This window comes from Bradyrhizobium sp. McL0616, assembly GCF_049993385.1.
Classification (GTDB): Bacteria; Pseudomonadota; Alphaproteobacteria; order Rhizobiales; family Xanthobacteraceae; genus Bradyrhizobium.
This window is the reverse complement of the sequence record NZ_CP188255.1, coordinates 5590496-5602374: the sequence shown is the minus strand read 5'-3', so window position 1 is coordinate 5602374 and position 11879 is coordinate 5590496. Positions and strand designations below refer to the sequence as shown.

Sequence of the window (11879 nt, the reverse complement as noted above, 5' to 3'; positions counted from 1 at the left end):
TACAGCGATGGATGCCATCCTAAAACTCAAAGGTGTCATCGCCGGACTGCGGCTTCAGTTCGTTATCCAGCTGGCCAAGCCAGAGCGCAGAGAGCGACGGGCGGGTGCGCTCGCCGGCCGGCGCGGGCATACATAAAGCACAGCGAACCACCTTTCTAGGTAGTTCTCAGAAGCCTCGCGTGGCGCAATATTCAGCAAGGGTACTGGGAAGACAGATCCTCTCCCGTAACGTCATCGGGAGAACACCGATGCGCACAACAACGGGCGCGCGCCGGCTTGAGAAGCCTGGCGGCGACCAGCCGGAGAGGCGACGGCGTCCCGTCTCTTTCATCGTCCTAGCATGCACATTTCTGATTTCCTTCGCAGCTTTCGCGCAGCGGCCACCGGCCAAGGTGTCGATCCGCCCGACCGGTCCGATGCCGGGCGTCAGCGCTCCCTGACTGATCCCTTTGCACTCCGGCTTCACAACGGCCATCAACCAAGAGATCGCATTGACCAAACAAGACGATCAAGTTCTCGATTGGGGTGAAGCTGCCCACGACAAGGTCAAGAGGTCATCACGCGATCTCTTTCGTCTTTTGCCGCCCGATGGAGGAAGTCAGCGATGACGCACGCGGCATTTTCTGAGGCGGTGAATGCGCCCCAGGCGAAGTCCCAAATGGGCATCTCCGACACCATTCTCCCCACAAGGGATTTTCATCTGCGCGGTTTGGCGCCCCTCGCGCTGTTCGTTACCTGGTACCAACGCGCCCGCTTCAGAGCGGAGCTTCTTGCCGACCTCAGGCACAAAGCTGAATACCTCAAAGACATCGGAATTTGCCGGCACGAGGCGACGTCCGAAGCCGCCCGATTCTTCTGGGAGCCGGTCTTGCTCAGGCGCAGCCTTTCGAACCCGCCGCTCCCGTAACCGAACCGGGCGAACGCCGCCGCAGTGGCCATGCCAGCAAGCACGGCGTCAAATTTCGATGCAGTTACCTGCGCCATGCCATAGCTCGTTAGATGCGGAACAAGCGAAAGAACAAGAACGTGAGACGACTGGGCGAGACACATCAGATGATCCTCATTCGTCTGGGTTTCGGCGTCGTTCACGCCATTGGCAGCGTCCTCATGGCGCGTGCGGCACCCGAGCAAGGTGATCCTCCTTGAGGCGCAGGCTGTCACGTTTTCGGATGTCCGCTGTTGTGCCCTTAGCCGAAGGTCGCTTAACGCTCTGCCATGTCCGCTGTCAGTGGCAGACGCGACGCCAAGCCTAGCTTGCGTCTACCGCCGCTTCCCCTCACGGACATTGACTGCCCCACAATTAAAGATGAGGCTCTTGCTTTAATCACCAACGGAAGGTTGCGATCATGTCCAAGGCGTTAGCCTCATTCGTCGGATTGTTGGCCCTCCTGCTTGGCGCGACGGTCAGTACGCAGACCAAAGCTGACAGTGATTTCAAGGTCACGTTACTCGGCACCGGCACTCCGGTCCCCCTTCTGGACCGGTTCGGCCCAAGCACGCTCGTAGAAGCGGGAAATCAGAAACTGCTTTTTGATGCTGGGCGGGGCGCTACTATCCGTTTGCGGCAGATCAGCGCGACGAAGGGCACGGGCATGATCATGACCAAGATCGATGCGCTCTTCCTTACCCATTATCATTCGGACCACACATTGGGCATCCCCGATCTATGGCTCACGGGCTGGCTGGGGATGAGCCGGAAGGAGCCATTCCGGCTGATTGGCCCGGTCGGCGCCAAGTCGATGATGGATAACCTAGAACGTGCTTACGCTCTCGACATCAAAATCCGGTTGGAGGACGAAAAGCTGCCGCCCGAGGGCATCGCAACGGTCGTGGAGGAGTTCGAGAAGGACGGCATCGTCTATGACAAGGATGGGGTCAAAGTGATTGCTTTCACAGTCGATCACGGCGAAGCCATCAAGCCTGCCGTGGGCTACCGTATCGAGTACAAAGGTCGCGCAGTAGTGATTTCGGGCGACACCCGCTATAATAAAAACGTCATAAAATATAGCACCGGCGTCGACCTGCTCATTCACGAGGTCTGCATTGCGCGACCTGAACTGCTGTCAAGTAGTGACTACAACCGGCGCGTCATGGCCCACCACACCAATCCCCGAGAAGCTGGACAGGTGTTTTCGTTAGCTAAGCCGAAACTAGCCGTCTATTCGCATCTGACCTTTCTCCGCGGCAGTGCGATACCACCGGCAACCGTTGATGACATCGTGGCGGGAACGCGCGAAACCTATGACGGTCCGTTGCAGGTTGGTGTGGACCTAATGTCCTTCGAAATCGGCGACACTGTCATAGTGAGCCAACCTAAACCGTAGGGCGCAGTTTTGAGGCCATGATGTCGGCTCTCAATGGTAAACCAGCGAGGGTAAGTCTCCTGTTGGCCCGAACGCGAAGCCCGGACCGGCTCTGAAATCGTCCGGTTGTTGCGGCAGACCGGACGTCACTAGCGGCGGTCAGGACGGCGCCTGTTGACCCTGGCTGCGTGAAAACGGCACGCAACCAAGACCCAATGCGGACATGGGGCCCGACCCTCGCTGAGCCCGCTGTTTCCATTTTTCACGCACTGATGGCGCGCGAAATGCTAGGAGATTTTGCAAGGCTTTCTCGAGAGGCGGCGTTTAGGGGGGAAGAATGAAATCGGGATGGTCATTGTTTTTGCTTTTTTGTTTGGTATCTGGGTCAGCCGTTTCAACCGATGCAAGGGCTGAAAGCGACTTCAAGGTGACATTACTGGGCACCGCCTCGCCTTCGCCGCGTCCCACGCGCTTTGGACCAAGCACTCTCGTCGAGGTCGGCGGGCAGGTACTACGCCGGGCGCGGCGTGCCGATCCATATGGGACAGATCAAGGTGCCGATCGGTAAGATCGACGTATTGTTCCTCACGCACTTCCACTCGGACCACGTCTCTGGCATTCCGGATGTCTGGCTTACCGGATGGCTCGGATCAGGGTACGGCCGCCGCGCGGCGCCCTTCCACGTTGTAGGCCCGACCGGTGCCAAAAACCTGATGACCAACCTCGAAACGGCTTACAGTGGCGATATCGCCATCCGCACCGTCGATGAAAAGCTCCCGCCGCAGGGCATCGCCATCGCTGTCGATGAGTTCGACAAGGACGGCGTCGTCTATGAGAAGGATGGTGTGAAAGTGACGGCTTTCGAGGTCGATCATGGCGACGTGATCAAGCCAGCCTTCGGATACCGTATTGATTACAAGGGGCATTCGGCTGTGATATCCGGCGACACGCGCTACAACACGAACGTGATCAAGTACGGCACCGGCGTCGACTTGCTCGTGCACGAGGTGGCGTTGGCGCGGCCGGAATTGATGACTAGTCAGTTTGCTCAGGCCATCATCGCGCACCACACCAGTCCTAAAGACTGCGGGCGCGTGTTCATGCAGGCTAAGCCGAAACTCGCCGTTTACACCCATCTCGTTTTTCTGAGCAACGAGAAGGTGCCGGAAGCGACGCTGGACGATCTGGTCAAGCAGACGCGTGAGAGCTACGACGGGCCGCTCGAAGTGGGCGAAGACCTGACGTCGTTCGAGATCGGCGACACCGTCACGATCACGCGTTGGAAGCAGTAGCGATTTGTCTGATGTTGGCCCGAAACCGAAGTGCCGATCGACGCTGAGAATGTCCGTTCATCGGCGCAGACCGGAGGTGTTCCGTGAGGCGTCAGATCGACGCGAATGACCCGACTCTGAGCCGACAAATTATGGCGTGATCGGTCGGCGGGTCTGTAAAAGTCTAAGGATTGCGAAGCTGGCGGCGGCTGCGGCGAGGTGCTTAAGCGTATGTCCGCTCACAATTTCGCCGAACGAGAAGATTTTCTCGTCAAGGTATTCGAGCAATTTGGCGAGCGCATACAGGGCTGCGGCGATCACCCAATAGCGTGTGCCGGTATATTTCGGCGAAAACAGCGAGAGGATCAGGACCAAGGTGAGAAAGGGAAAGAACTGCGCCCAGGCATAAAGCCGCAAATCGTCTGTCCAACGCCATAGCAAAAGGCTGAAAATGCCGATGGCCAGCAGCGGTCGCAACAGCATCGCGCCCGCTTTCGCATCGACGCGCTCCTCGACGACAGCGGAAAGGATAGCGGCGAAGCAGATGGTCATGGGCAGCCGATCCCAAAACAGGGTGCTGTCGTTCGGATCCAGATGATAGTAGGACGAGCCAAAGCCGGTCAGAAATATTCCGGTAAAAAGCACCGTGGTCGTCGCATCGCGATGAAATCGCAACAAACCGACTGCTCCTACCGCGATGAATGGCAGATTTGAAACAACATTCCAGAAGTTCGGGATACCGAACAATTCGCGCTGGTCGGCGAACTGATGGTAGGCCTGATTCTGCAAAAGTGGCGGAAGCGGCAGCAATGCCACGAGAGAGGCAATCATCAGTCCGTACAGGACCGGGACGGGACGGGTTCGGACGATGTTTCCGATGGTCATTTAATAATTGGCCTTCTAACCTAGTCCGTTCGAAACGAACGGACCGCGCGAAATCTTCCGCGGATCCGCCGGCGATCGATGTCAAGACTACAGTTGTGTCTGACGGGCATAAATGACCCCAAATCTACCCGACTGCCCTTAACAAGAGAAGCCTGATCGGAATATCCTTCTCGCCATTCCGTCCGTCGTGACATGGCACACGCTCCTACACCCTGCATCCGCTGGTGCAAACAGCCGGAGAAGCAATGAATTCGTTCCGCAGAGTCCTCAGCAAACCTTTCGGCTGGCTGATCGCTGTGGCCCGCTTTTTGTGCCTGGTGCTGCCTCTCCTCTGGGGTACCCTGGTCATCTACTATTCGAATTTGCCGTCGGCCGGTGCACGCTTGGGGCTGGCGGTCGCCTTCGCGGCATTCGCAATCTGGGCGCTCTGGTTCTCGCGGCAACGCCGCATGCCCGCGCTGGCGGTCGTGATGTTTTTCGGTGTCGTGGCCTGGTATGTCGCCATTCGTCCCTCGCACGATCGCAACTGGCGAGCGGAAGTCGCCGTCATGCCGCGCGCCACGATCGATGGCGAGCACGTGCACCTGACCGGTGTCCGCAGCTTCCAATACCGCTCACGCAATGACTTCACTGTGGGCTACCAGGAGCGTGACATCTCGCTGTCGCACCTGGTCGCGCTGGATTTCTACGTGTCCTACTTTACCGAGGGGCCGGTCGGACATACTTTCGTGAGCTTCATCTTCGACAACGCGCCGCCGCTGTGTATTTCCATCGAGACCCGACCCGAGGTCGGCGAGGGCTTCGCGCCGGTCGCCTCTCTCTTCAAGCAGTTCGAACTCATCTACCTGGTGGGCGACGAGCGCGACGTCGTGGGCGTTCGCGCCAATCACCGAGGCGAGCCGGTGTATCTGTATCGCCTCAATACTTCGCCTGAGGATGCGCGTCGGCTCCTCATGGTCTACCTTGCGCGGATCAACGAACTCGCCGATCATCCCGAATTCTATCATTTGCTGACCAACAGCTGCACGATCAACATCGTGCGTTACGCGAACGCCGTCGGCCGGGGCGGCGGGTTCGAGCTGCGCCATCTGCTCAACGGTCTGATCGATGGCTATCTCTATGATTCAGGCCGTATCGACACCACCTTGCCGTTTGACGAACTTCGGCGACGCTCCCTGATCAATGAGGCGGCGCGGGCAGCCGATGGAGCCCCCGATTTCTCTCAGAGAATACGGGCGTCCTTGCCGACCATGCCGCACTGAGGCATCGCACCGAGACCAAGCCAAGGAGATAGATCGCGACCGTGTATTCCCGGCCCCGACGGCTTCATGATCCGCTCGCGCGCTCGCGGCTGATCCTTCGAAAAAGCCGCAAGACAGGAGGGCCCGGCCCCAGAGCAGACCAGGCTGTTTCCTTTGCCGCAGTGCGATCACGATGGCATTCGCCCGGGCCTTGCGCCATGCTGGCCCCAAGCCTCGGCAAGAAGGCCCATCATCACAATCCATCAGGGCAGGAAATCATGAAAAGACGAGACTTCATCAAGGTCACTGGACTTGCTGCGGCCGGTGCCGCCACGCTCGCGGCGCCCGCGATCGCGCAGTCGATGCCGGAAATCAAATGGCGCATGCCGACGAGCTGGCCGAAATCACTCGACACGCTGTTTGGCGGTGCCGAGATGATGTGCAAGATGGTTGCGGAGGCGACCGACAACAAATTCCAGATCCAGATCTTTGCCGCCGGCGAGATCGTGCCGGGCCTCCAGGTGCTCGATGCCGTGCAGAACGCCACCTGCGAGATCGGCCACACCGCGTCCTATTATTATTTCGGCAAGGACCCGACCTTCACCTTCGGCTCGTCGGTGCCGTTCGGTCCGAACATGCGCGTCAACCAGGCCTGGTACATGCTGGGCGGTGGCAGGGAAGTCCTCAACGAGTTCTACAAGAGCTATAATGTCATCTCGCTGCTCGCCGGCAACACCGGCTGCCAGATGGGCGGCTGGTTCAGGAAGGAGGTCAACACGCCCGACGATCTCAGGGGCATGAAATTCCGCATCGGTGGTTTTGCCGGCCGCGTGCTCCAGAAGCTCGGCACGGTGCCGCAGCAGCTTGCCGGCGGCGACATCTACCCGGCGCTGGAGAAGGGCACGATCGATGCGGCCGAATGGGTCGGTCCCTATGACGACGAGAAGCTCGGCTTCTACAAGATCGCGCCGCATTACTACTATCCCGGCTGGTGGGAGGGCGGCCCGATGCTGCTCGCCTTCGTCAACCTCGACAAATGGAACGCGCTGCCGAAATATTACCAGAGCGTGCTGGCACAGGCCGGCCACTACGCCAACAACTACATGATGGCGCGCTACGACCAGGCCAATCCGCTGGCGCTGAAGAAGCTGCTCGCCAACGGCACCAAGCTGCACGCCTTCTCGCCGCCGATCATGGACGCCTGCTACAAGGCGGCCAAGGAGCTGCATGACGAGGTCTCGGCGACCAACCCCAACTTCAAGAAGGTGTACGAGTCTCTCACCAAATTCTCCAACGACAGCTACGCCTGGTTCCAGGTCGGCGAAGTCGGCTACGATATCTTCATGGCGCGTCATTCGCAGAGCTGAGCGCGCCGCCGATCACATGCGGGCCCCGGGGCGAAAGCTCCGGGGCTTTTCGCGTGTCGTCACCATCATTGCCCAGTCGGCCACGGGCACCCCATGATGCCGGCCCGACAGGTGGCGCTTCGAACCAAAGCGCACTCACATTTCGTGCGCGCGAGGAAAGAAACGAATATCAATATCTGTCAGACCGTCGGGGGCCGCGATGTCTGGCCGGATTTGCCAAAGCGTTGCTTCGCCGCCTCCCGCCATCGCTGAACGGTCACGTACAGCAACGGCACCAGGAAAATGCCGATCGAGCTTGCCGCAAGCATCCCGCCGAACACCGCTGTGCCGACTGCGCGGCGGCTAATTTCGGCTGCTCCCGTGGCGACAACCAGTGGCACCAGGCCGAGAATGAATGCGATCGAGGTCATCATCACGGCTCGGAACCGCATTTGTGAACCCAGCACCGCCGCATCTTCCACCGATCGACCGGCTTCACGCTGCTCCTTTGCGAATTCCACGATCAGGATCCCGTTCTTCGCAGCGAGTGCGATCAGCACGACGAGTCCGATCTGGCCGTAGAGGTCGAGATTGAGCCCGGAGATCTTGATCGCGACGTAGGAACCAAGAACACCCACCACGACGGCCAGCAATACGGGGACAGGAATGGTCCAACTCTCATAGAGCGCTACCAGGAAGAGATACGCGAACAGCACTGCCAGTCCGAGGATGATGCCGGTTTGACCCGAGGCCGCCTGCTCCTGATAGGCGGTGCCGGTCCATTCGAATGAATAGCCTGCCGGCAACGTGGATTTGGAGATTTCCTCCATCGCAGCGATCGCCGTGCCCGAGGAAACGCCTGCCGCAGGTCCGCCGTTGATGGTGACCGAACGGTAGTTGTTGTAACGCGTGATCACCTGCGGCCCGGTCACGATCCTGATGTTCGCGATGGAGCGAATTGGCACCATTTCGCCAGTGCTGTTGCGCACGTAGATTTGCCAGATGTCCGAAATATCACCGCGATTGGCGGCTTCGCCTTGCACATTGACCTGCCAGGTGCGGCCAAACAGGTTGAAGTTGTTGACATAGAACCCTCCGAGGGTCGCCTGCAAAGCCGTGAACACGTCACTCATATTGAGGCCGAGGGCCTGGGCCTTGGCGCGGTCGATGTCGAGATAGATCGAAGGATTGGTCGCGGTGAAGGTCGAGAACACACGCGCCAACCGCGGATCGCGGTTCGCCACGCTGATCAGGCCACTCACCACGCTGCCGACCGCCGCAGGATCCTGTCCCTCGAGCGCCTCGAGCTGATATTCGAAGCCGCCGGAGGTCGATAGGCCGATAATCGGTGGAAGGTTGAATGGCAGAACGTTGGCTTGGCGGATTTGCGCGCCCTCGCTGAACGTCCGCCTGATAGTGGCTTGCACCGAATCCGTAGCCGCCTTGCGATCCGCGAATGGCTTCATTCGTGCGACGATGAACGCCGAATTCGGCTGGTTGCCGCCATCGAGCAACGAAAAGCCGATGATCGAGAGCACGTGTTCGATCGCCGGAATTTGCTTGAGCAGGGTCTCGACCTGCTTGGTCACCTCGCTGGTGCGCGCGACCGATGCTGCGTCGGGTAATTGCACCGCGATGAAGAACGCGCCCTGATCCTCTTCGGGCAGGAACCCGGTCGGCGTCATGCGCGCCACGCCAAAAATGCCGCCTGCGAACACAAGCACCGCGACAAGCGACAACAGCGCCATGCGCAGCAGGCGGCGCACGATGCCGGCATAGCGGTCGCGAACCCAATCGATTCCCCCGACAACTCGCGCCATGATGCCGCGCCGCGGCCCGCTGTGACGCAGGAACACCGCACAGAGCGCGGGCGACAGCGTCAGCGCATTCAACGCCGAGATCACCATCGCCGCGCTGATCGTGACCGCGAACTGGCGAAACAACGTTCCCGAAATTCCCGGGATGAACGCGATCGGCACGAACACCGACAGCAGCACCAGCGAGATCGCTATGATCGGCGCGGTGATCTGCGCCATCGCTTTTTTGGTCGCCTCGGCGGGCGAAAGATCCGGCTCCTCCTCCATCACGCGTTCGACATTCTCGACAACGACGATCGCATCATCAACCACGATGCCGATAGCGAGCACCATCGCGAGCAGGGAGACAGTGTTGGCAGAGTAGCCGAGCGCCAAGAGGACCGCGAAGGCGCCGATCAGGCTGACGGGAACCGCGACTGCCGGAATCACCGTCGCGCGCAGATTGCCGAGGAATATGTAGACCACGACCACGACGAGCAGGAAGGCTTCGCCCAGCGTCTTCAGCACTTCCTTGATGGTATCCGTGACAAAGGTTGTCGAATCGTATTGCACGAGGTGGGTCAATCCGGGCGGAAACCGCTCCGACAATCTGTCGAGCGTGGCCTGCACGGCTCTCGCCGTGGTCACCGCATTTGCGCCGGGGGCGAGATAGATGCCCATGGGGACACCGGCCTGCCCGTCGATCCGAGCCTCGCTGTCCATATTTTGCGCGCCGATCTCGACGCGGGCGACGTCCTTGATCCGCAATACCGAGCCGTCCGGATTGGCGCGCAGCAAGATTTCGCCGAACTGCGTCGAGGTGGTCAGCCGACCTTGCGTCTGCACGTTGAACTGGAATTGCTGATCGTCGCTGATCGGACGGGCGCCGATGCGGCCGACCGGCGCCTGCACGCTCTGTGCGCGGATCGCCGCGATCACGTCGGACGGCGCCAGATTGAGGCTGGTAAGGCGCTGCGTATCGAACCAGATCCGCATGGAGTAGTTCAGCTTGGCGAACAGCGTCGCTTGGCCGACGCCGGGCGTGCGAGAAATCGCATCAAGGACGTTGATAATGGCGTAGTTGGTGATGAACAGCGGATCCTGCTCGCCGTTCTTGCTATAGAGCACGATAAACTGGAGCACCGCCGAGGATCGCTTCTGTACCGTCAGGCCCTGCGCCTGTACTTCGGTCGGCAGTTGCGCGAGAGCGCTCTGCACGCGGTTATTGACATTTACAGTATTGATGTCGGGATTGGTGCCGAGCGCGAACGAGACAGTCAGCGTATAGCTGCCGTCATTGCCGCTGGTCGACTTCATGTAGAGCATCTTGTCGACGCCGACGACCTGCGCCTCAAGCGGTTGGGCGACGCTCGATTCCACGACCTCGGCGGACGCGCCCGGAAAGTTGGCGCTGACTGTGACTTGCGGCGGCACGATGTCGGGGAATTGCGCCACCGGAATTTGCAAAAGTGCCAACGCGCCCGCGATCGTGATGACGAAAGCGATCACAATCGCCAGGCGTGGACGATCCACGAAGACCGATGAAATCATGGGGTTGCGCCCGTCGGCTTCGGCCCGATCCCGCCGCTCTTCTGGCTGCTGCCACCATCCACGCTGGCATTCATGCTCGACTGCAGCAATGGGCTCGCGGGACCGGGCGCCACGGGCCGGCCGGGTTGCACTCGTTGTAGGCCCTCGACGATCACCTTTATGCCTGGCGAGAGCCCACTTGTCACAGATGCAATCGTCGACGTCGATTGCCCAAGCTGAATTCGCTGCTGTTCGGCCTTGTTGTCAGCGCCGAGGACAAAGACATATTCACCTTGCTGATCCGAGAGCACGGCTGAGCGCGGTATCGCCACGACGTCGACCGGCTGGACGCCTTCGAGCAGCACGGTGACGAATTCGCCGTCGGTAAGCTCGCGCACGGTCAGCCGGCCGCCCGACAGATGCGGCAAGGGCGGATTGGGAATCGTGCCTCGCAGCGTGATCGTGTCGGTGCTCTGCGCGATCGTGTTGTTGACAAAATTGAGCTTGCCGACCTGATCATACAGACGGCCGTCCGTTAGCCGAAGGCGAATGACAACTGCGCTGAAGCCGCCACGTGGGGCGTAGCGTTCACGCAGATCCAGCGCCTCGCGGAGCGACACCGGAAAAGTGACATACATCGGGTCCTGACTGACGATGGTCGTCAGCACGCCCGAGCTCGGGCTGACAACGTTGCCTTCAGTGACGGAGGTGCGTCCAATCATGCCGTCGATCGGCGAGCGAATCTCGGTGTAGTCGAGATTGATCTGCGATAGGTCGACCTGCGCCTGCGCCGCCTGCACTTGCGCTTCCAGACTCTGCTGGTTGGCGACTGCAGCATCATAGGTGGATTGCTGGCCGGCCGGCCCGCCCAGCAAAGTCCTCGCCCGCTCGGTTGTCAGCTTGGCATTGACCAGGGTCGCCTGGAGCTGCGCGACCTGCGCCTGCTTCGACTTGAGGTCGGCCTCAAAGGGACCGCGCTCGAGCTTGTAGAGCAGATCACCGATTTTGACCTCGGCGCCCTCCACAAAATTGCGTTGCTCCAGAAAGGCGGTAACGCGCGCGATCACGTTGACGCGGTTGGTAGCCTCGATACGGCCGAGGAACTCGCTGGATTGGATGATAGGCCGCTTGACCGCTTCCATCACGCCGACGGCCGGAGGGCCCGCTGGGCCGACTTGGGCGTCGGCGCTCGCGATCATGCCGAAACCGATAGCCCCCAGCATCACGGCGCTTATCAGCGTGCCGCTCACTGCTTTATCAAGGTGCATGTCCGTTTGCGCCTTCCACTGTTCGGGTCTGAAGCTGCTATCGTGGCAATAGAACGCAATCGTATTCATAGCAGGACAGTGGCAGGACGTCGACGAGGGGCATTCCCTCCACGCGGCGGCCGAGAGAACCTGCCTCGGTCGCCGTTCCGAGTGGCAGGTCCGTTTATAGGTCAGAAACGGCGATATTGATTCAATCACGGGATTTTGGCTTGCGCACCCGATAGCCGACATCCACGGCT

At 60.0% G+C, this 11879-nt stretch carries 9 protein-coding genes; 6 read left to right on the top strand and 3 right to left on the bottom strand.

Annotation, left to right across the window (positions count from 1 at the left end):
- Positions 1–248: 248 nt before the first annotated feature.
- The 4 genes from ACPPVR_RS27465 (at position 249) to ACPPVR_RS27450 (ending at position 3595) form a co-directional block, all read left to right on the top strand.
- Positions 249–440: a hypothetical protein gene (locus ACPPVR_RS27465; RefSeq protein WP_426609687.1), complete on the top strand. Its 192-nt coding sequence runs from the start codon at positions 249–251 to the stop codon at positions 438–440.
- Positions 441–604: 164 nt separating this feature from the next.
- The gene (locus ACPPVR_RS27460) at positions 605–907 is read left to right on the top strand and encodes a hypothetical protein (RefSeq protein WP_426609686.1); all 303 of its coding nucleotides are present in this window, start codon (positions 605–607) and stop codon (positions 905–907) included.
- 439 nt (positions 908–1346) lie between these two features.
- Positions 1347–2324, top strand: coding sequence for an MBL fold metallo-hydrolase (locus tag ACPPVR_RS27455; protein ID WP_426609685.1), 978 nt, complete (start codon positions 1347–1349; stop codon positions 2322–2324).
- 518 nt (positions 2325–2842) lie between these two features.
- A complete protein-coding gene (locus tag ACPPVR_RS27450; RefSeq protein ID WP_426609684.1) occupies positions 2843–3595 on the top strand; it encodes an MBL fold metallo-hydrolase in 753 nt (250 codons plus the stop codon).
- Positions 3596–3724: 129 nt separating this feature from the next.
- Here the strand turns inward: ACPPVR_RS27450 and ACPPVR_RS27445 are convergent, their stop codons facing one another.
- Entirely contained in the window at positions 3725–4459 is a 735-nt protein-coding gene (locus tag ACPPVR_RS27445) for a ceramidase domain-containing protein (protein WP_426609683.1), read from the bottom strand.
- A 245-nt stretch (positions 4460–4704) separates the two neighbouring features.
- On the opposite strand from ACPPVR_RS27445, the gene ACPPVR_RS27440 reads away from it, so the two are divergent.
- Together ACPPVR_RS27440 and ACPPVR_RS27435 are read left to right on the top strand one after the other, a co-directional pair.
- Positions 4705–5721, top strand: a complete 1017-nt coding sequence (locus ACPPVR_RS27440; protein ID WP_426609682.1) for a DUF4105 domain-containing protein — start codon at positions 4705–4707, stop codon at positions 5719–5721.
- Positions 5722–5978: 257 nt separating this feature from the next.
- Positions 5979–7067, top strand: coding sequence for a TRAP transporter substrate-binding protein (locus ACPPVR_RS27435; protein WP_426609681.1), 1089 nt, complete (start codon positions 5979–5981; stop codon positions 7065–7067).
- A gap of 179 nt (positions 7068–7246) precedes the next feature.
- On the opposite strand, the gene ACPPVR_RS27430 is transcribed toward ACPPVR_RS27435, so the two are convergent.
- Both ACPPVR_RS27430 and ACPPVR_RS27425 read right to left on the bottom strand, forming a co-directional pair.
- The gene (locus tag ACPPVR_RS27430) at positions 7247–10393 is read right to left on the bottom strand and encodes an efflux RND transporter permease subunit (protein ID WP_426609680.1); all 3147 of its coding nucleotides are present in this window, start codon (positions 10391–10393) and stop codon (positions 7247–7249) included.
- Positions 10390–11640 (bottom strand): efflux RND transporter periplasmic adaptor subunit, encoded by a 1251-nt coding sequence (locus tag ACPPVR_RS27425; protein ID WP_426609679.1) that lies wholly within the window; start codon positions 11638–11640, stop codon positions 10390–10392. Before ACPPVR_RS27425 ends, ACPPVR_RS27430 begins: the two co-directional genes overlap by 4 nt.
- Positions 11641–11879: the final 239 nt, after the last annotated feature.

What these genes read in the sequence shown, in the direction of transcription:
- ACPPVR_RS27435 (WP_426609681.1), top strand. Translation starts at nt 5,979, where the DNA reads ATGAAAAGACGAGACTTCATCAAGGTCACTGGACTTGCTGCGGCCGGT.
- ACPPVR_RS27460 (WP_426609686.1), top strand. Translation starts at nt 605, where the DNA reads ATGACGCACGCGGCATTTTCTGAGGCGGTGAATGCGCCCCAGGCGAAG.
- ACPPVR_RS27425 (WP_426609679.1), bottom strand. Translation starts at nt 11,640, where the DNA reads ATGCACCTTGATAAAGCAGTGAGCGGCACGCTGATAAGCGCCGTGATG.
- ACPPVR_RS27455 (WP_426609685.1), top strand. Translation starts at nt 1,347, where the DNA reads ATGTCCAAGGCGTTAGCCTCATTCGTCGGATTGTTGGCCCTCCTGCTT.
- ACPPVR_RS27440 (WP_426609682.1), top strand. Translation starts at nt 4,705, where the DNA reads ATGAATTCGTTCCGCAGAGTCCTCAGCAAACCTTTCGGCTGGCTGATC.
- ACPPVR_RS27450 (WP_426609684.1), top strand. Translation starts at nt 2,843, where the DNA reads ATGGGACAGATCAAGGTGCCGATCGGTAAGATCGACGTATTGTTCCTC.
- ACPPVR_RS27465 (WP_426609687.1), top strand. Translation starts at nt 249, where the DNA reads ATGCGCACAACAACGGGCGCGCGCCGGCTTGAGAAGCCTGGCGGCGAC.
- ACPPVR_RS27445 (WP_426609683.1), bottom strand. Translation starts at nt 4,459, where the DNA reads ATGACCATCGGAAACATCGTCCGAACCCGTCCCGTCCCGGTCCTGTAC.
- ACPPVR_RS27430 (WP_426609680.1), bottom strand. Translation starts at nt 10,393, where the DNA reads ATGATTTCATCGGTCTTCGTGGATCGTCCACGCCTGGCGATTGTGATC.